Consider the following 24,890-nt stretch of genomic DNA (forward strand, 5'->3'; position numbering starts at 1 on the left):
CCGGTTATGTCGAAGGAAGTTAGCACAGGGTTGGCGGACTGTCCGCAGAAGTCCCCTTCCGTGTCCGCCAATACCCTGCCCTGTTGTGCGCCAAGGGCTTATTTCTATCGTGGCCGGGCACCCTGCGTGCCGGCGTTGCGCCCAAACACAATAATAATGAGGACGGACATGACCCCGAACCGCGCGACATTCCCTGTGCGACTGGCGCTGAGCCTGCTCGGCTGCGCCGCGACCCTGCCGGCGCTGGCCACCGAAGCCGGCGTCGACAACATCGGCCCCGGCACCGACGGCTTCTTCATGCTGCCGCTGGAAGTCGACAGCCTTCCGGAGAACATGGTCGCCTTCAACCTCTACTACAACCACTACAAGTCACGAAAGCTCAACATCAGTTCGCTCGGCGGCAAGGTGCCGAATGTCGAGATCGAATCCACCGCCGTCATCCCGCGCCTCGATTACCTGAGCCCGGTGCGGATTTTCGGCGGACGTCTGGCCGGTTACATCGCCCAGCCGTGGCTCAAGCAGGAAGTCTCGGTGTTCGGCCTGAGCGACACCCGCGAAGGCATGGGCGATACCACCATCGCGCCGATCATCCTGTGGGACATGGGCAAGGACCTGACCCTCGGCGCCGCCGTGGAAATCACCGTGCCCACCGGCGAATACAGCGTCGATCGCCTGGCCAACACCAGCAACAACTTCTACACCTACAAGCCGCTGTTTTCCTTCACCTGGCTGCCGACCGAGCGCACCGAGCTGTCGATGAAAACCACCTACAGCTTCAACGAGAAGAACAAGGACACCGACTACAAGTCCGGGCAGATCTTCCACTTCGATTACTCGGCCAGCTACAAGATCACCGACGACCTGATGCTCGGCATCAACGGCTATTTCCTCAAGCAGACCACCGACGACAAACAGTTCGGCCACACCGTGCAATTCGCCGGCGAAGACGTGAACGACGGCGTGCGCGGCAAGGTCTTCGCCATCGGCCCGGCGCTGCACTTCACCTTCCTCAAATACGCCAGCGCGGAGATCCGCTGGGCCAAGGAGTTCGACGTGGAGAACCGGCCGGAGGGGGAAATGTTGTGGGCGAAGGTGAGCATTCCGTATGCATTCTGAGTGCATTTGTAGGAAGGTGCGCGCGGATTTGTAGGCTGAAAACCTGAAAAACAGAGGGTAGGAATAGGCCTACAGTGGCGGTCGAGATTGCCGGACAACGGGGGGAAACGTCCGGCAGATTTCAAAGGGGCGCTTGCAGATACTGGGCTTCGTTATCCCATGGTTCTTCAAGGGCTCATGGGGTACATCGTCTGCCAGTGACGACAATGGGCCATTCCCCCTTAAACTGCTGAAATTGATCACGGAGATCACTATGAGCATATTGCATTCCCCGTTTTACGCTGACTTCGAATCCGAAGAAGAGGCAGAGAGCTACGATCGCTGGTTTCGTGCGGAGGTACAGGATGCACTTGATGATCCAAGTCCTGGCATTCCCCATGATGAAGTTATGGCAATGCTCGACCAGATGCTGGAAGAGATGCGCAGGAAGCGCCGCTCTGCTGCTTGAATGGAGCAGCAAGTCCTCGCGTCAACTGGCTGATATCTTCAAATACATCGAGCAACACAACACCAACGCTTCAATTTCGCTAAGAAACAAGGTGGGTGCAGCAGCACAGCGACTTTCATCAATACCTTATGGTTACCGACCCGGCCGAGTACCTGGCACTCGCGAAATGGTGATTCATCCGAATTATCTGCTGGTCTATCGAGTGAATGGCCACATCAAAATACTGAGGGTGCTTCACGCCCGACAAAAATACCCTCCAACTTCATCAACCTAAAAAAAAGGGCGACCAAACGGCCGCCCGAAGCGTACTACACGAGAGTCGTTTACAACGTCAGCTGTCCCCGCTCCTCTTCGGTCAGCTGCTGTTTCGCCTGTTCATCCAGCGCCCCGGCGCCCAGCACCTGCACCGGGCTGTTGGGGTTGTAGCCGGGTGTCGGCGCGCGGCTGGCGCCGTCGCGGGTCGGGGCCAGTTGTTCGTTACCGAAGCTCAGTACCTGCACGGTGAATACCGAAGCCTGATTCTGGCGCGAGGCGGCCTGTTGTTGACGGGCGACGTCCTCCGCCGCCTGGGTTGCCGACGACGCAGCGGAGCTGGCCGAGGTGATCGCCCCGGTGTTGACCGCCGACACCACCGGCACGCCGGTCGCCTTGCCCTGCACCGAGATGTTGGCGGCGTTGACCACCGTCAGCGCGGCGATGTTGACGTTGCCCGACACGCGAATCCCCGCCTCGCCTGCATCGATGGTGCCCAGCGGCGCGATCAGGTCGATGTCCCCCGGCGCCACTTCGGCAATCGGGTTGAGCGTGGCGATACCGGCGCCGGTGCTCGGCACCGATGGCGACAGGGTCACGTTGCCCCAAGTGTCGTACACACGTTTCGGCGGGGTGTAGACCACGGTGGTTTTCGAGCCGCGACCGGCGTTGATGTCGCCCTCGGCAGACCAGCCGAGAATCGAGCCGCCGAACGTGGTCATGATCCGGCTCTGCCCCAGCAAAATACTGCCTTGGGAGTAAAGATGAATGTTGCCCGAACCCTGGGTGATGATCCCTGCCGTGGACGGCGGCGCGGCACCCTCGATGCCGAACACCTGACCGCCGCCCGGCGTGAGCATCTGGATATCGCCACCGAACAGGGTCTTGACCCCGGCGCCACCGTAAAGGGTGATGTCGCCGTCATACCGGATCGGGTTTCCGGCCACATCGGTAGTCGGGAACAGCGAAGCAATGGCGTTGCGACCACGCAGGTAACTGCCTTTGCGCGGGCCGTCGACATCGTTGTACTCAAGGCCACCGGCACGCAGTTCGGCGAAGTAAACCTGGCGGGCGAAGATCGCCTGCTCGGCACTTGGCAGGGCTGCGAAGAACGCTTGCGCCTGCTCTGCGTCGCCGCTGAAGCCATAGCCGAGGGTCAGCCAGCTCTGCAGCTCATCGAGGTAAGTCTTGACCACTTTGCCCGGTTGCCCGTTGAGCGACGCATTCGGGTCGGCTAGGTTCTGCGGGTTCAGGTAACGGGCGATGAACCGCGAGTAATCCGGCCCCTGCGCGCCTACACCGGCCTGCAATACCACGCTGGCCCCCGGCTGTTTATCGCCTGCCACCAACGATCCGAGGCTGGTGATGCTGGCGCGGTTTTCCATGAGGATGTTGCGCCCGGCATTGATATCGAGGACACCAGGACCGGCGATATCGAAGCTGCTGTAGAGAATGTCGCGACCGGCAGAAACGCGAGAAATGTCTCGTGGATCGTTATGGACAAACAGGTTGCCGGTGGACGTGATGTTCTCACGGTTGATGCCCATCTCTTCCGGCTGCACGGAGGTTGGCTGTCCAAGATTGGTTCCGGACGCGACGATGTCACGACCGGCGATCATCCAGACGGGGCCCGCGGCTTCGTACCAGGTACGTTTGGATGTTTCGAAATTCAAGGTCTCACCGGTGCGTATACCCACCAGATCACCGGTCAACGCATAAAAGCGTGCAGGCTGCTGCACATCGCTCAATCCCGAATAGCTGTCGGGACCGAATGCGAACAACGGATAACGCGTGTTTCCGTCCGGAACAACACCGTCGCGACTGTAATTGCTGGCCACCAGTGTGCCTTGCGAATTGGCATCAAAGCGATTGAACGCCGGATTGAATGGTGTCGCGATGGCTAAAGGACTGGCACCGGATTGATTGATCGCATAGCCACCCGCGTAGATCGAATCACCCGCCAACAATTCCAGCTGACCTGACTGCGATGGCGCCAGCAGCAACGAATAGGCTTTAAGCGGGTTGTTGCCAAGCCCGCCGTCAAAAGCGGCAGACGGGCCGGCATAAATGGAACCCTGCCCCGCCACTGCCCGAAGGATAGAGGGATAGACGAATCGACCGTCCGTAGGCGAAGTGTTTCGCCCAAGGATCAGATTGTTGGAACCGTCGAACTCTGCGATCTGCGTACTGGGCGTGAGATTGCCACCCGCCGAAAACAAGTCGATTGCCGTATGGTCGGTCCACAACGAAAAACCACTCAGGATCCCGCCTCTCTTGATGTCCCCATTGCTGTCGAAAACAGGGGTCGCGTTCTGCAGGCTCACTCGCCCCGGATCCCCAGCCCCGCCCAACACCAGATCGCCACGGGTGCTCAGGCTCATGCCCGAGTCACCGGGAATCAACACCAGGCCACCGGAAGCTTTGCTGAGCGTGGAAGTAAACGGATCGAAAGCGCGCGTCTCTCGCGGGTCATTGAATTGCGAGGCCGCGCCGTATTGCAGATCAATTCCGCCCACAGCCCCGCCACTCAATTGTGCCGCGCCGCGCAGGTTGATCAGTGCACCTTGCAGATCGTGGAATGGTCGCGCCGTGCCGGTATCACCCGCCCGGGCTTGCAGCGACGGGTTGAGCTGACCGCCAATGCGGATATCCATGTCACCGCCACCGGTCATCTGCACGCTACCATCGCTGCCGATTCTGCCTGTGCTGCCGACTGCCACGATCAGCCCTTGACTGCGCAGGTAATTGCGCGCATCGCCCATGGGCTTCAACAGGCCCGCGTCAGCCCCGGCGCGCAAACTGATGTTGCCGCCGCCCAGCGTACCAAAGCCGGTAAACCCCACCAGATACGGGTCGGTACTGGTTGCATTCGGTATCGGCTGAGTGATGTAACTGCCGAAGTTGATCCACCAGGCGGTTGGAACATCGGCACTCCCCGTCCCCTGGCGCCACAGCCAGTTGCCGACGGCGACGCTGGCGATCTGGTCGCGGAAACCGCCGGAAGTGGTTTGCTCCTTGTGCCCTACCGAATCGCCGGAAATCGATCCACCGGCATTGATTGTGAGGTTACCGCCCAGCTGTGGATACCAGGCCTGATAAAGGCTGTCAGTACCACCGTTGACCCATTTTTCGTAGTCGGCCCCCGTGCTGCCCAGAACCGAGTTGGTATCGGAAAGGTGCCCGCGTGGCTGGTTATAGAGCGGATCGACATTGGCCGACTGCGTCCCTGCGGTGTACACACCAAAAGGTGAGTCCATGCTCAGATTGCCCGCCGATATCAGGTCGAGATCGCCCGTCCCTGTGCGCAGCACACTGAACATCTGAGTGTGAGCCTTGGCGGATTTCTGCGGATTGTTTTCCAGGCACAACTCCGGCATCAGTTGGCAAAGGATCAGGTAGTCATCTGGAACGGGCTCGTAATCGGCGCCCATGCCACTGCCCGGTGCCCAGACCCAGCGTGCCATCGGCGCGCAATCGCCGGGACCGATCTCGCACAGAATCAGGTACTCCTCGGGGATCGGCTCATACGCGGGGAAGCCATACTGGTTGCCGACGGCCCAGACCAGTTTCGCGGCACCCTGAGTGACCGTCACGCCATAGTGAGTATCCGCCAGTCGCAAATTGCCTTCGCTGGTCACCGGTTTGACCATGCGGTTATCGGCGGCCTCAAGATCGGCACCGGCCACCACACGCATTGACCACGAAGCACTGCCCGACGGCAACATGCTCGCCACTGCCCAGTTCTTGCCCTGCTGCGTGCCGTTGAACGGGCGCAACTCGATCAGGGATGTACCGTCGGCCAGTTTCACGTCCGTCATTGACGGAATCAGCGACCCGCGCAACAAGGCCAGTGAACCGCTCAACAGAACGCCGCCAGTGTTGCCGGTGTCTGCATCGACAGTCCCGGGGAGCGGCACACCCTTGGGCCAGGTCATCGCATCCAGTGCGGTCGCCTTGTTCAGGCGAATGCCTGCACCCAGGCGCGTAGTGGCTGGCAAGGTCACGCTGTCGCTGAGCAATGTTCCTGCGGCGTACAGCAAATTGCCGTTCTGGTCGTGAATCGCGCCAGCCAGCACCGTACCGGCGCTGAAGGTATAGGACTCTTTCAGGGTCACTTGACCTGGCAGCAACGTACCGCTGGCGAAGGTCGCACTCTGAATCGCCACGTCATAGTTCAGCGTTGCACCTACCGGGAACCTCGTACCCTCGGCCAGCGAAACACCGGTGCCCGGAACGATCAGATCGCCGCCGAACGGCTGCACACCTGCAATCAGTTTCCAGCCGGCATCATCGACGGTTTCAGGTGGCGGGGCGAAGCCGTCGTTGATGCTGCCGTAAATATCGAGGTTGCCGCCGGCACGGATTACCAGGCTGCCGGCCTCCCCTGAACCGTAAACGGCAGGGTTCAGCCGCGTGTGCGGATTGAGACTGGCGTAGCGATAGCCCGAAAGGTCCAGATCGCCCTCCACCACCAGATCACCGTCGGCAGTCTTGCTGGCGATTTCCACGCCCGGCCGCAGATGGAATGCATCGGCGTAGGTGGCGTTGTTCAGCCCGGCCAGTTTGCGTTGCAGCAGATCACTGTTGCCCAGCGCAGCGTTGATGAAGTTGTTGCTGTCACCGTGAATGCGATCGAGCATGGCTTGATCGATGACCTGATACGGCCGCCCGCTGACGGCCTGATCGACACCATCACGGGCATCGGTGTAACGGCGCATGCCATTGAGCCCGATAGAACGGGCGCCCTGAATGGTCAGCGCACCACTGGCGTCGATGGCGAGGTCATTGCTGCCCAGGCGTGGCGCGTTCAGCTCCAGCGTGCCGCGCAGCATTCCATCGTGTTGCCCCGCCAGGAAACCGGGCACGGCATCGGTGCCGTGGCGCAGGTCGATGCGCGCGCCGCTGCCCAGCGTGAGCAAGCCATCGCCGGAACCGAGTTCGACCGTGGCACGGTTCGGCGCATCGATGATCTTGCCGTAGCTGTCGACCCGCAGCACGCGACCATGGGCGTCGAGCACGCTGTTACCCGCGAGGGTCAGACCGTTTTTCGCCGACAGACGAATGCTGCCGACACGCTCGCCGCTGGCATCGATCAGACCGGCCACCGTCAGGCTGCCATTGTCCACCGACACATTGACCTCACCGGCCTTGAGACCGTCGCCGATCACCAGGTTGCCCTGCTTGAGCTGCAAGCTGCGGCTGCCGAACACCTGACCGGCGTTCAAGCGCTGGTTGAGCGCGGCAAACTGCTCGGAGGCGTCACCGTCCAGACGCTGCGCGCGAATGTCCACGCCCCCGGCCTTGTACGGCACCAACGTGCCCCCGGCGTCGTAGTAACCGCTGCTGCCGCCGACAATCTCGCCTTGCAGGTCGACCATCCCGGCTGCGTCCGCCAATGCGACGACGCTGAGATTGCCGGCCTGATTGTTCTGCGCCGACAGATCGATGCGCGAGCCCGTGGCCTGACGGATATTGCCGTTGGCGCTGTACAGCGAAACATCGCCGCCCCAGCTGTACTTGCTGACATCGTTGAACGGCAAGGTGCGCCCGGCCATATCCAATACGGCTCCGCTGCCCAGGGTCAGATCGTCCTCGGACTTCACCGTAAGCTTGCCGCTGGCCAATGCGATACGGCTGTCGAGCACGATGTCGCGGGCTTCAAGGTTCAACTCCGCCCCCAGGGCATTGGCCACTCCAACAGCCCCGGCGCCACTGAGCGTCAGGCTGTTGCCGGCCTTGAGCAGACTGACCGATGCCGCTTCACCAGTCAGCAACGGTGTGCGCAAATTCAGATTGCCGCCACTGTAGGTGTAGCCTTTGACCGGGTCGTAAACGCCCTGCTCCTGATACACCGCCAGGCTGCCTTTGTGATTGGCGGTGATACGGTCGCTGGCGCTCAGGTTGACGTTGGCAAAACCCAGTGCAAGACGATTGTTCTGATCCAGACCATTGGGCTGTGGCATCGGCCCGTAACCCAGCTCGATGCGTTGCGCCTGAATATCCAGCGTCCCCTTTCCGGTGCCGGCCCCCTCTTTGATCACCGTGCCCGGGTTTTGAGTGGCACCGTTCCAGATCAGACTGCTGGTACGGATGGTCGCCACATCATTGGCATCGCCCGAGCCGTAAATCGCAGGTGTCACGAGTAACAGATTCTGCAACTTGCTCTGACCGGTCTGCGGGTCCAGCGTATCGAGGGTCACGCTGCCAAAGAAGTTGATTGCATCGCGAGCGGTCAGGCTCAGGGTTTCAAGGGCTGGCGCACCATACTGGGTATCGCCGCGTAACAGGCGGTCAAGCACAGTCGGGTTCAGTACCAGGCCATTGGGTACGCGGTTGCCTGCCGCCGCCAGCGACGCTGCATTACCGACATTCACCGCGCCAACGGCGAGCGCCAGATGTCGGGTACCGAAACGTACTGTCTCACCCAGCTCGAACTGATCGTTGGTGGCGGCGGTAATGCTGCCATTGGAATAAAGCAGCGCCGGGTTGCTGCAGGCGTCAGACGCACAGGTGCCGATACGAACGTTGCCGCCGGCGCCTTGGTCGGGTGCCAGCACATTGGTCCAGCCGTTGGACACCAACAACATGCTGGCGGCCCCCGGATTATAGAGATAGCCGTCTGCGGAGTCATAAGCGACATTGCCGCGCCCCAGCGTATTGATGCCCGCCCCCGCCTCGACCGTTATCCCGCCGGCGCCCGATGTCGTGCGCAACAGCACTTCCGGCGCCGACAATACGGCCCCTTCACGCAGAACGATGCTGGAGTTATCACCCAGGAAACTGATGAGATTACCTTCCACGGTGTACCGCACATTCGGCATTGCGCCGACGGTCAGACGTCCTGCATTCAGGTTGTTCAGGGTATCGGCATAGAGAGAGACGCCTTTGAAACCTTCCGTGGGAGCATGCCCTGCACCCAGGATTTCAAAATCTGCGCCGGCATTGCCACTGCGTACCACCGCTGTGCCAACCCTGCCATTTTCGGCTGCCGCGAATAACGCGCTACCCGCGAACTGAAGCGCAATGTCTTGCTTGCCGCCAGCAACCAGACGCAAATCCAGTGTCTTGCCATCCATCGGTGCCAGCGCCCTTGGCACGCCACGGCGCGCGGCATCGCTCTGGATAAATGCAGTGAATCCGGTTTCGTTGTACTGCGAATAACGGCGCAACACATCAGCCGACGTCAGAATGACCTGACTGGCCAGACTGTCGCGCAGCCCGGTATTGGCAATCGACATCTGTGCGTTGCTGGTCCACGAACCATTGCGCAATGTGCCCGTTGTCGTGCCTGGTGCGGCCTGACCATTGACCTCGACCCGGAACGCACCGGGCAACAGCGCGAAAGTAGAAGGCAACAGTGTGTAGGTGCCCGCCGGCAGCCCCGGAACACCAGCCCCCAGCGTGATTTGCTGGCCGATACGCGGGTCCACCGCACCGGCTTCGGCGAGCACGGGCGCGTAGGTACTCTGATTGCCCGGGACAATGGCGTAGACCGGGTTGCTTGCCAGCCCCGGCAAGCTGAATGTACCGTCAGCGGCGTTGCGTACCAGCGGGTTGAAACGCGCATCGGTTGAGCCGCCACGCCCGGAAACGAAACCGGCGCCGCGCAGATCGCCACCGCCCGAAAGGTCAATGACCGCGCCGCTCTGTACGTCAATGAATTGCGAGCGGATTGCCACACCGGTGTTCTCGCCCGTGATCCCCTCAAGGGCGACGGACTTGCCGTTGTAAAGGTAGTCGATGCCATCGGTGGTGCCACCATACGGCATCACCAGGCCTGCAGCGCTGACCGAGGTCAGGCTGCCGGGAAGCAGATGAACCTCGCGGGTCTGGGTCAACAGGTCGTCACCCAGAGAAATCAGGCCCAGCGGTGCGCGAATCACCCCTCCCTGCTCGACGTACCCGCCATACAGACTCAACTTGCCGAACACCGAGTACGGCAATGCAACGGGCGCCGCACCCCGTCCGCTGATGCGCAACGTGTGCGCCGGCGCCGTAATCGAGCCCTGATAACCGACACGCACTTCAGCCTGGACGCCGCTGGCGGGATAAATCTGTGCAGCGCCAAGGCTCAAGTCACCCGGCGTCCACAGGCGGGTCCTCTCCGCGCCATCGGTCTGTGCCAGGAAACGCAGATCACCGCTGCTGTCGAGCGATACCTCGCCAAAAGCCCGTCGGCTGTATTCAGCGGCAGGTCCGCTGACTTGCCGGATCACGCCCTGGGTACCGAACGACAGACCGTTGCTCAGATCCAGCAGATTCGCCGATGCGTTGAAGCTGGCCTCTGACAGTCGGGTCGTCGGATTGAGTGTTGCCTGAGGTCGAACCTTACCGACGATGCCGTAGTAGGTGCCGACTCCGGACAGGCGCAGATAGGGTGCGCTGACATTGACACGCGTTGCATCGTTCGACGACTCGGCCAGAGACAAGGCGCCCGCATACAGGCTCAGGCTCTGATTCATGTGCAGATTCACGTCACCGTCGAACGACAGCAGACCGTTGCTGAGCAGACTCAGGTTATCGAAACCACCACTCATCAAACCATCGGCACTCAAGCGCGCCTGCCCATAGCGCAAACCGTCAGCGCTATGGCCGGGTTCCAGATCCGATCCCAATCGCTGATCAGCCGCGCCTTGAGCAATGATCATCTCCCTTGGCGCTCGCACCTTGTTGTCCGCAGAGTCCGCGTACAACGGTGATTCCAGGGCAATGTCCAGACGACCTCCAGCGGCCCCGAGACCACCCGCCACCGCACGCAGACTGCCTTCGATGAACAGACCGTTGTAAGAACTCAGGCTGATGCGACCACCGTCAGTGGCGATGCGGGTCGGACCCTGGCCGGCGATATCGAGCAACGCCTCTGCACCCGAGGCATCCAGCCGTGCGCCTGGTCGTACGATCACGTAAGCATCGGCAGCGGTGGCTGTGGCGAGTTTCGAGTCGATCTCGCCGCCGATGACGATGCTGCCGCCCTTGCCCACCTGACCATACGTGCGCCCCAGAACGTCCGTTGCGGTACTGACTTGGCCGGATACATCCAGCACGGCCTGTTCACCGATCCAGATCGAACGGTCATGGGCCTTCGGATCGGCAACCAGGATGGACGTCGCCGGCTTGATCGAGCCGAACTGTTGCTGGCGGATGTCAATCGTGCCCCCCCTTGCATACAGCTCACCATCGACGGTGATCTGCCCGGCGCCACGCAGTTTGATGCTTTGTCCCGGGTCGACGCTGATGCGCGAGCCACGGCCCAGCGTCAAGGTGCTGTTGGCGGCATCGATCAGGTCGTCCAATGTCGCGCCACCTTGCAACGTCAGGCTGGCACCGGCGCGCTGGGTCAGAACGCCCTTGGTCGGGTTTTCCTGGAACAGCGTCGGGGTCCACAGCTCCAGCGCCGTACGCGGATCAACGCCGCTGATCTCGTTCGGTGCCGCATCGCCGAAACGGTAGACCGGCATGTTCACGTCGATTGTGGTGCCTTCGGCAACGTCGAGCCCGCTCAGGCCGATCAGGTTGTAGGCGGAGAACCCCTTGCCGAACAGATCCGCGGACAGTTGCAGGGTGTTGTCCGCCAGGGTTTTATCCGTTTGCCCGACGAGTATTTTGTTGGCCTGCACCGTCAGGGTGCCGCCGCCCGTGACGCCGTACCCGCGCAGTTCGCCATCGAGGTTCAGATGGGTCTTTCCTGGCGCGGAAATAGCGCTCGACTCCAGCGTCAGATCGCCGCCCTTGCCGCCCCGGGTCTTGCCATTGGCAAGCACGGCACCACCGGAAGAGACATCGAGCAGGCTGCCGGCAGCGACGTCAATATCGCCGCTGCTACGGACCGATATCAGGCCACCGTTCAGATACGCCAGGCTGGCGTTATCGTCCGGGTTGGTGCGCAGGTTGCTCCACAGGCCTCGTGTATCGAGAAGCACGCCCTCGGCTATGCGGGTTTGTGTCGCCTTGTCGGTTTTGGCCGCCAGGCGAGTGTCGGTGTTTGTACCGCCGTTGAACTGGTTGAGTACGTTGCCCAGACGCAGGCTGCCACCGCGAGCAGTCAGGTCGGCGCCGACCTGCACATCCGGGGCGTAGAGGGTGATTTCGCCACCGCTGTCGACCGTGAGCGCGCCGTCAACGGCGATCTGATCCTTGGCCGAAACCTTGAGCGCACCCAGGCGGAATCCGTTGAGCTGATCGTTATCGAGATACAGCTTGCCCTTGCGGGCATCGGACACCGCGCCGGTCAATTCAAGATCGTTGCCGGCGACCGGGCGCGTGCCACCGATCTGCACCTGATCAAGCATTGGATTGAGGGTGTAGAGCAGGCCGTTCGACGCCGCGACAAAGGTCGGCTCGTAACTGCCGACAATCAATTGCGCACGCCGGGCCAGCGCGGTCTGGCTCTGCTGATAGCCGTCGAGCACCGGTTTCGGCGCCTGATTCTGCCGCTCGCCCTGGTACACATCACCGATCATCTGCCCGTCGAGCACGGCGCTGGCAGTGGAAATCACCAGTTGCCCGGCATCGCGGCCCACGGTGTAACCCGACTCGAAGCGCGAACGCGGAGCGATCAGCGGGTTGTAGAAGTAGCTGGTCTGGCCCCAGCGCTCGCTGTTGTCTTCATAACCTTTGTACAGCCCGGTGTAGAGCAGATCCCCCGGTGCACGGGAAACTTCGTACAAGCGCCCGTCTGCGCCACGCAGCCAGCTCTGGCGGATCTGCCCGCTCTGCACATCCAGGGTGCCGCCGGACAGGTTGATCAGCGAACCCTTTTCGGTGACCACGTCGTTGCCGGCGAAACTCACCACGCCACCTTGGGCCATCCACTCGCCGACGCTGTGCCCCTGGGTGCCGAGATAACCACCGACTTCCAACAGGCCACCGGCGGTGTACCAGCGATCCGTGGCATAGCCGTTGGTGCCGGCCGGCACATACACCAGCTCGCGAACATCGACCCAGATGTCGTTGCTGTTGAGCGCGCCCTTCTCGCGGTTGACCGACGCATCACGCTGCTCATTGCCCTGCACGTTGATCTTGATGCTGTTGTTTTCCATCGCCACCTTGACGCCGATGGCACCGGACACATCGATCATCGCGCCCTCACGCACCAGGCTGCGGCGCTGCGCGCTGACCGCGACCTGCCCGCCTGTGGCCAGAGTGATGGAGCCATTCTGGAACTCGACACTACCGCCGCTCTGGATCTCGATGCGCGACTGGTCGCCACGGATCCGGTTGTTGGCCGTGACGCCCGTCAGCGCGGCCTGATGCTGGCTGTCGAGGGCGGTCATGTCGCTGCTGTCGAGCATGATCGCCGTGGCACTGCCCTGCCCCAGCGTCACGCTGCCGTTGGTATCGGAGATCGGGTTGGTGAGGTGAATCGTGCCTCGCGTCGCCACTGACGTGCTGGCGAGCAATACGCCGTTTTGCACGACCTCATGACCGGTCAGGGTGATGTCGCCCGTAGCGGACTGGATCAATCCGTTGTTGCTGACCTTGCCCGCCACCGCACCGGCCTTGAATCCCGGAATCACTTCGCTGCCAAATGTGGTCGACAGCGCATTGCCTTCGGTGCCCGAGCCCTTGCGGATGTAGAAACGGTCACCGGCGGCCAGCACGGTCTGACCCTTGGCAGTGTTGATGCTGCCGTCGTTCTGCACTTCGTTGCCGAGCAGCAGCGCATAGCCGCCGGCATCGGTGGAAGCCGACGGTTTATGGGTTTCAATCGAGGCACCGCGCTCCACCAGCACTTTGCCGGCCGCATCGGTGAAGGTCGGCTGACTGCCGGTGCTGTCGAAATACAGACCCCGATCACGGAACTGGATATCGGTGATGTTCGCCGCTGCCGCCACCAGGTTGCGCACGTTGACCTGACTGCTGCCGCTGAACACGATGCCGTTGCGGTTGATCAGCATCACCGTGCCGTTGCCTTTGATCTGGCCTTGAATCTGGCTGGCCCGGGCGTTCGGATCGTTGACCCGGTTGAGCACTGCCCAGTTCGACTGCTGCGCGAAATCGACCGTGGTGTTGCGACCGACGTTGAAGGTTTCCCAGTTGAGAATGGCCTTGTCGGCGGTCTGCTCGATCGTCACTGTGGTCTTGCCATCGACCTGGGTCTGCTGCGGGCCCTTCGCGTTCTGCCAGCCCTGGGTCAGGCTGTTGTCGACTTTCAGACCGCCTTCGCCCAGACCGTCCGGCACAAACTGCACCGAGCCCAACGCGGCGGCGCGCCCGGCCGCCTGCGCCGCCTGTTGCGCGGCAATCGCGGCGACCGTGTTGTTCAGGGTCTGAATCGAACGCTGCAACTGCGCATTGGCCTTCTGCTGCTGGGCCAGCGGCGGTGTCATTCCAGGCAAGCCACCCACGCTCGGACGCGCCGCCGCAGCCTGTTGCGCCGCGCCCTTGGCAGCAAACCAGCCCGAACTGAACGCCGTCTGCGCCTGCGCGCTGCCCGCCACCAGACACAACGCCACCGCGTGCGCCAACGGTTTGAGCAACCACAGCGCCGGCTCCATGGCTTCACGTTTGGAGGACAGAACGCTGGTACGACGACGGGATGGGCGAGCGAGCATCACTACGAGATCCTTTTTGATTGCCACACAAGGCCGCAGGCGTGCAAAAACCTGCTGTTACGTCATAGGCAGTTGGCGAGGGGCGCGACCGAACGGATGTCACACAAACTTCATGATTGAGGTGTATCCAGCCAAAAAAATGGCGGCAACCCGAAGGTTGCCGCCATTTCTGTTACGACTGCGCGAGCTTACAAAGGACGACCGATGGTGTTGCACACGGTGGTGTTGTTGATGTCCAGGTTGTTGCCCGAGGTGTTGGTGATGAAGTTGGCGGTTACAGCGTTTTTCCAGGAATCAGGCACTGCGACGAACTTGTGAGCCTGAGTCGCGGCGTTGTTGCCCGGGATGCTGTAGTGCTTGGTCAGGAAGGCTTTGACGTCGGCGGCCACGGCTGCATCCTTGTAGCACTGACCGAAGATGAAGTTGGTGTAGGCAGCGAGCTTGTAACCCAGAGCCGGGTTGGCAACCACTGGCGACCAGTTGGCCGGGTTGGCAGCCTGGGCAGCGGTCGAAGGAGCGGTAACCGATGCCAGTGCCAGGTTGACGTTGGCCGAAGTCGGCTGAACACCGTTGACGCGGGCAACAACAGCGTTGCTGGTGGCATCTACACCGTCCGGACCGACGTAACCGATGGAGCCGTCAACTGCGTTCACGGCAGTGGCGACATCGGAAGTGTTGGCAACGCCGACCCAGTTCGAAGGCAGCGCGATGCCACCGATACGAGCGGCGGTGAAGGTGGTGCTGGTGGCGAACTGAGTCGGGCAGACGGCGTTCAGGTGACGGGTCAGGATTTCCGAAGTGCCGCTGGAAACGTTGCGATAAACAACGCGGATGGCGGTGGTGTCGGAAGTGCCCAGTACAGCACCCCAAGTGGTTTTGGCGCCGGAGAACACGTCGCACAGTTGAGCGCTGGTCAGGTTCAGAGCGGTCTGACCGGCTTTTTTGTAAGGGATGGCAACCGAAGTGGCAACCGAAGGCAGTTGAATCAGCGGGCCGAACGAAGCGCCGTAGGTGCTGCTGTAGGTGCTGAGTTCCGAAGCGCTGAGGATCGAGTCGCTACCGGCGAAGTGCACAGTGCCAGTGGTGCTGAAGCCAGCCGGGTTGTTGGTCAGGAAAGCGGTCTTGCCACCGCCGCTGCCGATGGCAGCGTAGCTGAAGTTGGCTGGCAGGATGCTGTCGGACGAACCTTTGTACAGAGCGGCTGGCAGAGTTGCACCACCACCGGTAACAGCCATGGCTTGAGCGGAAGCAAGAGCGGCAACGGTCAGGGAAGCTGCGATCAGAGTGCGCTTGAACATGAAGAATCTCCTTTTCAACGTTGGTTGTGAACACAGGTTTTCAGGGGTCTTGCATGACACTGGGAAGACTCACCGCCGACCTTCGCAAGCGGGGTCCGTGGTTAAGTCGCACTGAGAAATTCGCAGCTTCCGGTGACAGATAAAGGAAAAAACCTCGGGAGGTGCGAGGTGATTTTCGAGGGATTTTCTCGGGTGTTCTGGTGGTGAGCCGGAGGGTCTAAGACAAGCTTTTCGAGGGAGTCGGCCACAGCCCTTGAAGGGCCGTTGCAGATGACAGAAAGGAGAACCCGAGGATGGGGGGAATGAGGGTCGGGTGATGCTGAAGTCCAGGGAAAAAGTTTGGATTATTTGTTGCTCTGCCTGGCCCCATCGCGAGCAGGCTCGCTCCCACAATGGTCGGTGGTGAATACAGAATTGGGGTCCACCTCATACTCCTGTGGGAGCGAGCCTGCTCGCGATGAGGCCAGCCCAAACAACATCAAATAAACGGGCTCCCCTACTGCACCAACTGGTTGATCTCGATGATCGGCAACAGCACCGCCATCACGATCACCAACACCACCCCGCCCATCACCACAATCATCAGCGGCTCAAGCAACGCGGTCATACCCATCGCCCGACGCTCGATATCGCGGGAAAGGGTTTGCGCCGCACGTTCCAGCATCGGCGGCAGCGCACCGGTTTTCTCGCCGCTGGCGATCAGGTGAATCAGCACCGGCGGGAACACGTTCTCCACTTTCAGCGCTGCCGCCAGGTTGACGCCCTCGCGCACCTTGGCGGTGGCCTCATTGACGCTCAGGCTCAGACGATCATTCGACAAGGTCTGCCGCGCCGCCTCCAATGCGCGCAACAACGGCACCCCGGCGCCGCCGAGAATCGCCAGGGTCGAGGCGAACCGCGCGGTGTTCAGCCCCAGCACAAAGCGCCCGATCAGCGGCAGCTTCAGCACCCGATGATGCCAACTCAAACGCGCCGCGGGGTTGCGCAAATACAGACGCCAGCTCCAGAACGCACCGGCCATGATCCCGGCACACAACCAGCCCCAAGCACGAATGAAATCACTGGCATTGAGCATCGCCAAAGTCAGCCCTGGGAGATCCTGCCGCGCCTGGGAAAACGCACTGACCACCTGTGGCACCACATAGCTGAGCAGGAAAATCACAATGCCGATCGACACCAGCCCGACCACACCCGGATAGATGAACGCGGTGAGAATCTTGCCGCGCAGGTTGTTGCGCTCCTCGATGTAATCCGCCAGCCGCTCCATCACCTGCGCCAGATCGCCGGACTCCTCGCCCGCCGCAATCAGCGCCCGGTAAATCTCCGGAAAATCCCGTGGCCGCGCCGCCAGCGCTTCGGCCAGGCGCATGCCGCTGCGCACATCGGCGCGCACGGCGCTGAGGGTGTGGGCGATGTGTTTTTTTTCGGCCTGTTCGACGGTGGCACTCAGCGCAGCCTCCAACGGGAGGCTGGCGCCGAGCAGGCTCGACAGCTGCCGGGTGGCCCAGGCCAGATCGTTGTCCGATAGTTTGGCGCTGAACAATCCACCGCCACCATGCTGAGAGACATTGCTTTCCTTCTCCACCGACAACGCCGTCAAACCACGCCCGCGCAGCACGCCAAACGCCGCGCCCTGACTCTCCGCCTCCAGATGCCCGGACTCGATCTTGCCGCTGGCATCGGCGGCCTCAAAACGATAGCGATTCATCAGGCGTCCCGTGTCACACGAAGGATTTCTTCAGGCGCCGTGGCACCGCTGCGGATCCAGCGCTCGCCGTCCTCGCGCAGGCTGAACATCCCGGCCTTGCTCGCCGCTGCGCGCAACGCCTGCTCCCCTGCCCCTTGGTGAATCAGGGTGCGGATGTCGTCGTCGATGCAGAACAATTCGTGAATGCCGGTGCGGCCGCTGTAACCGGTGTGATTGCACGCGGCACAACCCACCGGACGCCAAGTGCCGGGCGTGGCCGGGTCTTCCTGTTTGCACTGATTGCACAGCCGTCGTACCAACCGCTGGGCCAAAACGCCGAGCATCGACGAGGCCAGCAGAAACGGCTCGACGCCCATGTCGACCAAGCGGTTGACCGCCGACACCGCGTCGTTGGTGTGCAGAGTCGCGAGTACCAAGTGACCGGTCAACGAAGCCTGCACCGCAATCTGCGCGGTTTCGAGGTCGCGGATCTCGCCGATCATGATGATGTCCGGGTCTTGCCGCAGAATCGCCCGCAATGCCAATGCAAAAGTCATGTCGATCTTCGCGTTGACCTGAATCTGGCTGATGCCCGGCAAGTCATATTCCACCGGGTCTTCCACGGTAAGGATGTTACTGGTGCTCGCATCAAGCCGTGCCAGCGCCGCATAAAGACTGGTGGTTTTGCCGCTACCGGTCGGGCCGGTAACCAGCACGATGCCGTGGGGCTGGCGGATCAGGTGATCGAGTTTGGCCAGCACCTGCGCGTCCATGCCCAACGTTTCCAGATGCAGGCGTCCGGCCTGCTTGTCCAGCAGACGCATCACCACTCGCTCGCCATGGCCGGTGGGCACGGTGGAAACACGAATGTCGATTGGCCGCCCCGCTACGCGCAATGCAATGCGGCCGTCCTGCGGCAGGCGTTTTTCGGCGATATCGAGCTGGGCCATGATCTTGATCCGCGACACCAGCGCACCGTGCAACGCCTTGCGCGGCGAGACCACGTCGCGCAGCGTGCCGTCGACCCGGTAGCGCACCACCGAATGGGTTTCGAACGGTTCGATGTGAATGTCGCTGGCCTCATCCCGCGCCGCTTGGGTGAGCAAGGCGTTGATCATGCGGATCACCGGCGCGCCGTCCTGGGTGTCGAGCAGGTCGGTGATTTCCGGCATGTCCTGCATCAGGCGGTCGAGGTCGACTTCGTTTTCCGCCGCGCCAACCACCGCCGCCGCGCTGCCGGTGTCGGCGTAGGCCGTGGCGAGCAAGCCGTCGAGCTCGTCATCGCGCACCCGCTCAAGCCTCGCCGCGCCGAACTGTCGGCGCACCTCGCTGATCGACCAGCCCGGCGTCGACGGGCACACCGTCAGCACGCCGTCGCGCAGCAGAATCCGCTGCGCCTTGGCCCAGGCGTAAGGCAATGCGCTCATTGCAGCGGCACCGCTTTGATGGTCGCGCGCGGGCCTGACACCGGCGCCGGCACGCCTTGGGCGGTGGCCGGCAATTGCGGCGCCTGCATGTCCGGCATCGCCCAGCTGCGCTCCGGTTGCAGACCGCCCTGAGCACGGCGCATGAAGTCGTAACGGTTCAGCGTGATGCTGCGCCCCGCCGCGCTGTCGCGGATGATGTACGGGCGCAGGAACACCATCAGATTGGTCTTGGTGATCGAGCGGCGTTCGTTGCGAAACAGTGCACCCAGCCCTGGAATATTCGAGAGCCACGGCACCGCGTCATTGCTCTGGCTGTAGCCATCCTGCAGCAGACCGCCGAGCACCATGATCTGCCCGTCATCGAGCAGGATGCTGGTGTCGAGCGCCCGTTTGCTGGTGACGATCCCCGCCGAATTGGCCGCCGCCGAAGCACGTTCGTCGATGCTGCTGACTTCCTGATAGATGTCGAGCTTGACCGTGCCGCCCTCGGAAATCTGCGGCCGCACATTGAGCTTCAAACCGACCTCTTCGCGAGTCACGGTCTGGAACGGATTGTTGCTGGTGCCCCCGCCGCCGGTGACGTAACTGCCGCTGACAAACGGGATGGTCTGGCCGACGAAAATGCTCGCCGCTTCGTTGTCCAGGGTCAGCAGGTTCGGCGTCGACAGCACGTTGGTGCCGCCCTTGCTCTTCAGCGCCCGGGCCAGCACTTTCAGGTCGAGGATCTTGCCGATGCCGGGAATATCGACGGTGCCGTTGACGTAGCCGAGGTTCAGGCCTTGCGGCAGCACATCGAGGCTGGTCTTGCCGTTGACGTTGATCCCCGAACCGCCAAGGTTGGCGCCGCCGATCACGCCTTTGCCGCCGAGGTTGCCGGTCTGCCATTGCACGCCGAATTCGCTGGCGTCGTCCTCGCCGACTTCGACGATCAGGCTTTCGATGACCACTTGCGCGCGGCGCTGGTCGAGCAGGTCGATGACTTCGCGCAGGTTGCGATACAGCGGTTCCGGCGCGGAAATCAGCAAGGTGTTGGTGGTGGCGTCGGCCTGAATGGTCACGCCGCCGGCGCTGAAGGCGACGTTCTGTTCGCTGCTTTGCGCATTGCCGCTGCCGCTGGTGGCGCCGCTGCCCTGAGCGTAACTGCCGCCGGTGCTGCCGCTGTTGGTGGTCGACGTGCTGCCGTTGGTTTGCGTACCGCTCTGGCCGTTTTGCCCGCCGCCCGAGTTGGTGGAACTGCCCATGTTGCTGAGCACCGAGCGCGCATTGTCGCTGGTGCCGCTGTCGCTCTCGCCGGTCAACAACCCGCGCAGGGCCTGGGCCAATTTACCGGCCTGAGCGTTGCGCAGATACACCACGTGCAGATTGCTCGGATTGCTCTGGGCGTTATCGAGTTTGTAGATCAGGTTGCGCGCCAGCTCCGTGCGCTCGGGGCTGCCGGCGCGGATGATGATGGTGTTGGAGCGCGGGTCGCCGATCACCGCGATTTTCTGGGTCGGATCGTTGCCCGGCGCGTCGAGCAGGTCGGCGACCATGGGCGCGATGTCGGCGGCGATGCCGTTCTGGATCTGCACCACGTCGGTGTCGATGGCGCTCGGGGTGTCGATGCCCTGGATCAGTTGCGCGATCCGCGTGAGGTTCTCGGCGTAATCGGTGACGACGATGGTGTTGTTGCCCGGATAGGCGTTGATCGGATTGTTCGGCGACACAATCGGGCGCAGCACCGGGATCAGGTTCACCGCGTTCTCGTATTGCAGGCGGAACGTGCGAGTGAGCATGCCGTTGCCAGCCGGTTTGTCGGCGCTGTAGATCGGCCCGCCGAGCAACTTGGCGTCGGCCTCTGGCACCACCTGCGCCACGCCGCCGACATCCACCACGCTGAAACCCTGCATGCGCAGCGCCGCCAGCAACATATCGTAAGCCTGATGCGCCGGCACCTGGCCTTCGGAGACCAGCGTCAGGTTGCCCTTGACCCGAGGGTCGACCAGAAACTGCTGACCTGTGGAACGCGACAACGCCCGCACCACCGCTTGAATATCGGCGTCGACAAAATTCAGCGTTACCGGCTGATCGCCCAACGGATTGGCCGGCAATGTCGTGCCCCGCGCCGAGCCGCCGCTGCGGGCGCGCTCGGTGATGTTGTGCAATTGCTTTGGCGCGGGTCTGACCTGAGCTTGCGCGCGCTCGCGGTCGAGCACTGCGTCGCCGCTGCGCTGGGTGTTGGCCAGCGGCCGGCCGAGTTCGCTGTCCACCAGCAGCGGCGGTTGATTCGGTGGTGTGGTGTTGCTGCACGCGCTCAATGCCATCAACAGCATCGGCAACGCCATGCGTTTGGATCCTGACCCCTTCATGAAGCTTCCTTAGCGCCCAGCGCCTGATCCATGCGTACGGTGCCCGACAGAGTGCCGGCGGTGTCATCGGTCGCGGCGTCGTCTGCGCGTTGCAGACGGGCCTCGACCACTTGCAGTGAAAAAATCCGCGGTTGGCTCAGCAGCCAGTCGAGCACGGCGTCGGCGGGTGCAGCGTCGAAGGTCAACTGCCAGCCGGCGGACGCGGCCGCCAATTGGTAATGGCTGCCCAGTCCGCTGGCCTGCAAGGTTTGTTGCAGCGACTGCTCCAGGTTCTGCCCGTCGGGGCGCACGCTGACGTCGCGCAACAGCACTTCCAGCGCTTCGGCCTGGGCGCGCAATTTCGGGATTTCGACTTGCGATACGGCAATCTTCTTCAGCGGCGGCTGAATCAACGCCACCCACACAAACAGCCCCAGCAACAGCGCCGCCATGCCGCCGACCATGCGTTTTTCCCGCACGGCCAACGGCTGCCAACGGGCCTGCAACTGAGCATTGAAGCGCTGCCAACCGGCGCGGTATTTCGCAAGCGAGGGGCTATTCATCTTCGGCTCCGCTGCTGTCGTCGTTGTCGGTGGCGGCGGTCGCCTCGCCGGCCGGGCGCAGGACCCAGCCTTCGTCATTCGGGCTGATGCTGATGCCGGCCTGGGCCAGCGTGCCTTGCCAATCCTTGTCGTTGCCCGAACGCCGCGCCTCGGGCAACAGACTCAGTTGCAACGCACCGTCGACAAACTCCAGCCGCTGCACCGTACCGGCCATGGACGGCATGCCACTGCCGGCCTGCGACACCAGCCGCGTGAAATCCTGCCCCGGCGCATCCACCGCGCCTTGCTGGCGCGCCGCGATTTGCTGACGGGCCTGTTGTAGCGGATTGAGGATCACCGGCAACTCGGGGAACGCCTGCTTCACCCGCTGCGCCATCTGCGCCTTGAGCTGCTGGCCCTGCCCGGCCTCGCGGGCGGCGTACAGGTTCAAACCGATCACCCACACCGCCAACGCCAGCGCACAACAACCGAGCGCCCGGCCCCAGCCGCGATGTTCGGTGCCCGGTTGTTGGAGGCCGCCGTGCAGGCCCCAATTCGGCAACGGGCCGGAGCAGCGTTGCGTGTCAGCCAATGTCGATTGCACCGCCTCAGGCGCGCCGTCACCGATCCAGTGCGCCGGCAGACCGGTTTCCAACAGCCACGCTTCGTCGATCATCGGCTGCACCTGCGCCGCATTCGGGCCGTGGCGCAGCAACAGGTGATCGTCGTGCAGGCAACCAACGCCGCCGGCCATCACCGGCAAACTGTAGGCCGCCGGGTACAGACCTTTGAGGTTCAAACCGAATTGCCCGAGGTGCTGCAAATCCTTGCGTGCTACCCAGGCAATCTGCACCTGGCCGCTTTCATTGCGAGTGCTGTGGGCGATGTGCATCTCGGCGCTGTCACCGAGCATCAAGGCCTGCGCCGCACATTGCACGGCCGCAGCAGTTTTGTTCGCGGGGAGCGGCGGCAGATCAATGCTCGCCAGCAGGCTGTCCGACGGGTGCAGAAAGCACACCAGCGGTTGCTTCGGCAGTGCACCGAGCCGCACACGTTCCTGGCGTGTGACCTGCCCCTGACGATCCAGCCACGCACAATCCACTTCACTGTCGAGACTCAGCTTCGCCAGCGGTGGCAGACTCACGCGCAACGGGCTCATACGCCCACCCGCGACCAGATCACTTGCGGCAACCGATCCTGGCTGCGATGCAACAACGCATCGAGGCTGACCCGCCGCTGATCCCGCCGCGCCTGCCCGCGCAGCCGGAACCAGTCACTGGTGATGCCGACCTTGACGCTGGTGATCTCCAGTTGCGGCAGTCGCAGACGGTTGACGAAATCCCCGCGATTGATGAACCAGCGCCCGGCGTCACGCTCGTTGATCAACGCCTGCGCCCGCTCCAGCGACAGCCCCGGCACATAAGCCGCCAGCACCGGCGCTGTGGCGGTGTTGCCGTTGAGCCAGGTGGTTGCCGGAATCACCGTCAGGTACGGCGCCAGTTTCGCCAATAGCGCATCGTTGACCCCGTCGACACTGCGCAAATCGTCCAGCGTGCGCAGCATCGGCAAGGTCGGCGATTGCGGTTTGCGCGACGCGGACGGCGACGTGGCGCGCCCGCTGTCGAACGTATTTTTCGTCACAGGCTTGTCCACCACTTGGGCATTCAACAGGTGCGGATAAGAGCCGATCACCCGCTGACTGATGCGCCGGCTCAAGCCGCTGCTGACACCGATCAACTCGCACAAACGCTCGAACGCTTGCACCTGCGCGTCATCGATCCGCTCGTTGGCCACCAGATTGCGCAGGTTGAACTTGCCCTGCTCGTCCTCCAGCCACCCCTCGAAACCCTGAGTGTTCAACCGCTGCGCCCACGGTTGATCGAGTCGGGTCAGCGGATCGCGCTGCCGCGCATCCCACAACAATTGCCGACTGATCTCCAACCCGCCGTGCAACACCCAACGGCCTTGCACGCGCAGTTGTTCGGCCTCCAGCGCACGGGTCGAAACGCTCTGGCGCGTAAGCATGCCGGCAGCGATCACCGCGACCACCGCCGTAATCAGCAGCGCACTGATGATCGCCATCCCCTGCTGGTTCGATTGGCTGTTCATGACCGGCCTTACAACTGCCAGGAACCGATGTCGGCATTTACGCCATCGCCGTCAGGCTGGCCGTCGGCGCCGAGGGAAAAGATGTCGATCTCGCCGTTGGCACCGGGATTGAGGTACTGATAAGGACGACCCCACGGGTCATTCGGCAGGCGCTCCAGGTACGAGCGCCAGTTGCTGTTCTTCGCATCGGCCGGCCGCTCCACCAGCACCTTCAAGCCCTGGCTCTGGCTCGGGTAAGTGCCGTGATCGAGGCGATACAGCTTCAGCGCCTGCATCAACCCGCCAATGTCCTGCTTCGCCGCCGTGGCCCGCGCCTGATCCGGCCGGTCGAGCACCTTGGGCACCACCATCGCCGCCAGAATCCCGAGAATCACCACGACCACCATGATCTCGATCAGCGTAAAACCCTGCTGCCCACGGGGCATCCGGCTCGGTCGACTGGGCTGTTTGAACTGCGCGATATCCATCTCGTCATTCCCTGGCTTGATTCGATTCGACGCGCAGTGTTGCAAGAAGATATGTCAGGGATGTTGAAAATCCTCGGGTGTTTTCGTCGTCAAGCCGTCAAGCACGGGCGTTAGCGTCAAGGGCTGCCCGACTGCCCGAGCCCCCGATGCGCACCCCCTCCCCGCAAGCCGGATTCACCCTGATTGAAGTGCTCGTCGCGCTGGCGATCATCGCCGTCGCCATGTCCGCCGCTGTTCGTGTGGCGGGGTTGATGACGCAGAGCAGCGGGATACTGCGGGATCGCTCGATTGCGATGATTGCGGCGCAGAGTCGGATGGCGGAGTTGCGATTGGAAGGCAAGTTGCCGATGGGCGTGAAAGCGCAGGATTGCGATCAGGGGCGGTTGATGCTGCGCTGCGAGCAGATCATCTCCGCAGCGGAAAACGGCCGCTTGCTCAAGGTTGGTGTGCAGGTGTTTGATCGCAGCCAGGAAGCGCCGGCGTTGGCGAGGCTGGAGACTTTGCTTAGCCGCCCCGAGAATCCCTAGCCCGAGCCCGCCTTAAATGTCGGCCCCCTCGATGGCAAATGAATCAGCGTGGGACATTTCCGATACCAACCTAAAAATCTAAACCAACTTGCACGCACCGCGTTGAATCCATAATCAACTCGGTCTCTCAGGTCGA

At 62.4% G+C, this 24,890-nt stretch carries 13 protein-coding genes; 4 read left to right on the forward strand and 9 right to left on the reverse strand.

Features of this window, described 5'->3' with window-relative positions; translation table 11 throughout:
- Positions 1 to 168 precede the first annotated feature (168 nt).
- From CAF76_RS03540 to CAF76_RS03550, 3 genes are all read left to right on the forward strand, one after another.
- On the forward strand, positions 169 to 1,116 hold the full coding sequence (locus CAF76_RS03540) for a transporter (protein ID WP_085646836.1): 948 nt from the start codon (positions 169 to 171) through the stop codon (positions 1,114 to 1,116).
- A 253-nt stretch (positions 1,117 to 1,369) separates the two neighbouring features.
- Entirely contained in the window at positions 1,370 to 1,564 is a 195-nt protein-coding gene (locus CAF76_RS03545) for a hypothetical protein (RefSeq protein WP_064597149.1), read from the forward strand.
- Positions 1,497 to 1,838, forward strand: a complete 342-nt coding sequence (locus CAF76_RS03550) for a type II toxin-antitoxin system RelE/ParE family toxin (protein WP_082934424.1) — start codon at positions 1,497 to 1,499, stop codon at positions 1,836 to 1,838. Before CAF76_RS03545 ends, CAF76_RS03550 begins: the two co-directional genes overlap by 68 nt.
- Before the next feature lie 49 nt (positions 1,839 to 1,887).
- Here the strand turns inward: CAF76_RS03550 and CAF76_RS03555 are convergent, their stop codons facing one another.
- The 9 genes from CAF76_RS03555 to gspG all read right to left on the reverse strand — a co-directional run bounded on the left by CAF76_RS03555 (position 1,888) and on the right by gspG (position 24,227).
- A complete protein-coding gene (locus tag CAF76_RS03555) occupies positions 1,888 to 14,370 on the reverse strand; it encodes a filamentous haemagglutinin family protein (protein ID WP_085646837.1) in 12,483 nt (4,160 codons plus the stop codon).
- A gap of 188 nt (positions 14,371 to 14,558) precedes the next feature.
- The gene (locus CAF76_RS03560) at positions 14,559 to 15,668 is read right to left on the reverse strand and encodes a substrate-binding domain-containing protein (protein WP_085610499.1); all 1,110 of its coding nucleotides are present in this window, start codon (positions 15,666 to 15,668) and stop codon (positions 14,559 to 14,561) included.
- A gap of 496 nt (positions 15,669 to 16,164) precedes the next feature.
- A complete protein-coding gene (gene gspF, locus CAF76_RS03565) occupies positions 16,165 to 17,376 on the reverse strand; it encodes a type II secretion system inner membrane protein GspF (protein ID WP_085646838.1) in 1,212 nt (403 codons plus the stop codon).
- Positions 17,376 to 18,782 carry a type II secretion system ATPase GspE gene (gene gspE, locus CAF76_RS03570; RefSeq protein WP_085646839.1) on the reverse strand — a complete coding sequence of 469 codons (1,407 nt, stop codon included), beginning with the start codon at positions 18,780 to 18,782 and terminating at the stop codon, positions 17,376 to 17,378. The genes gspF and gspE overlap by 1 nt, the downstream gene beginning before the upstream one ends.
- A complete protein-coding gene (gspD, locus tag CAF76_RS03575) occupies positions 18,779 to 21,130 on the reverse strand; it encodes a type II secretion system secretin GspD (RefSeq protein WP_085646840.1) in 2,352 nt (783 codons plus the stop codon). The genes gspE and gspD overlap by 4 nt, the downstream gene beginning before the upstream one ends.
- Positions 21,127 to 21,672, reverse strand: coding sequence for a type II secretion system protein GspM (gene gspM, locus CAF76_RS03580; protein ID WP_085646841.1), 546 nt, complete (start codon positions 21,670 to 21,672; stop codon positions 21,127 to 21,129). Before gspM ends, gspD begins: the two co-directional genes overlap by 4 nt.
- The gene (gene gspL / locus CAF76_RS03585) at positions 21,665 to 22,810 is read right to left on the reverse strand and encodes a type II secretion system protein GspL (RefSeq protein WP_085646842.1); all 1,146 of its coding nucleotides are present in this window, start codon (positions 22,808 to 22,810) and stop codon (positions 21,665 to 21,667) included. Before gspL ends, gspM begins: the two co-directional genes overlap by 8 nt.
- A complete protein-coding gene (gene gspK / locus CAF76_RS03590) occupies positions 22,807 to 23,760 on the reverse strand; it encodes a type II secretion system minor pseudopilin GspK (RefSeq protein ID WP_085646843.1) in 954 nt (317 codons plus the stop codon). Before gspK ends, gspL begins: the two co-directional genes overlap by 4 nt.
- A gap of 8 nt (positions 23,761 to 23,768) precedes the next feature.
- Complete coding sequence (gene gspG, locus CAF76_RS03595) at positions 23,769 to 24,227, reverse strand: type II secretion system major pseudopilin GspG (protein ID WP_011334561.1); 459 nt, start codon at positions 24,225 to 24,227, stop codon at positions 23,769 to 23,771.
- A gap of 146 nt (positions 24,228 to 24,373) precedes the next feature.
- Here gspG and gspI point away from each other — a divergent pair, with 146 nt between their 5' ends.
- Positions 24,374 to 24,754: a type II secretion system minor pseudopilin GspI gene (gene gspI, locus CAF76_RS03600; protein ID WP_085646844.1), complete on the forward strand. Its 381-nt coding sequence runs from the start codon at positions 24,374 to 24,376 to the stop codon at positions 24,752 to 24,754.
- The last annotated feature ends 136 nt before the right edge of the window (positions 24,755 to 24,890 follow it).

Source organism: Pseudomonas sp. B40(2017) (assembly GCF_002112855.1).
Taxonomy (GTDB): Bacteria; Pseudomonadota; Gammaproteobacteria; order Pseudomonadales; family Pseudomonadaceae; genus Aquipseudomonas; species Aquipseudomonas pharyngis.

Coding starts and splice junctions, on each gene's coding strand:
- CAF76_RS03540 (WP_085646836.1), top strand. CDS start 169: ATGACCCCGAACCGCGCGACATTCCCTGTGCGACTGGCGCTGAGCCTG.
- CAF76_RS03545 (WP_064597149.1), top strand. CDS start 1,370: ATGAGCATATTGCATTCCCCGTTTTACGCTGACTTCGAATCCGAAGAA.
- CAF76_RS03550 (WP_082934424.1), top strand. CDS start 1,497: ATGAAGTTATGGCAATGCTCGACCAGATGCTGGAAGAGATGCGCAGGA.
- CAF76_RS03555 (WP_085646837.1), bottom strand. CDS start 14,370: ATGCTCGCTCGCCCATCCCGTCGTCGTACCAGCGTTCTGTCCTCCAAA.
- CAF76_RS03560 (WP_085610499.1), bottom strand. CDS start 15,668: ATGTTCAAGCGCACTCTGATCGCAGCTTCCCTGACCGTTGCCGCTCTT.
- gspF (WP_085646838.1), bottom strand. CDS start 17,376: ATGAATCGCTATCGTTTTGAGGCCGCCGATGCCAGCGGCAAGATCGAG.
- gspE (WP_085646839.1), bottom strand. CDS start 18,782: ATGAGCGCATTGCCTTACGCCTGGGCCAAGGCGCAGCGGATTCTGCTG.
- gspD (WP_085646840.1), bottom strand. CDS start 21,130: ATGAAGGGGTCAGGATCCAAACGCATGGCGTTGCCGATGCTGTTGATG.
- gspM (WP_085646841.1), bottom strand. CDS start 21,672: ATGAATAGCCCCTCGCTTGCGAAATACCGCGCCGGTTGGCAGCGCTTC.
- gspL (WP_085646842.1), bottom strand. CDS start 22,810: ATGAGCCCGTTGCGCGTGAGTCTGCCACCGCTGGCGAAGCTGAGTCTC.
- gspK (WP_085646843.1), bottom strand. CDS start 23,760: ATGAACAGCCAATCGAACCAGCAGGGGATGGCGATCATCAGTGCGCTG.
- gspG (WP_011334561.1), bottom strand. CDS start 24,227: ATGGATATCGCGCAGTTCAAACAGCCCAGTCGACCGAGCCGGATGCCC.
- gspI (WP_085646844.1), top strand. CDS start 24,374: ATGCGCACCCCCTCCCCGCAAGCCGGATTCACCCTGATTGAAGTGCTC.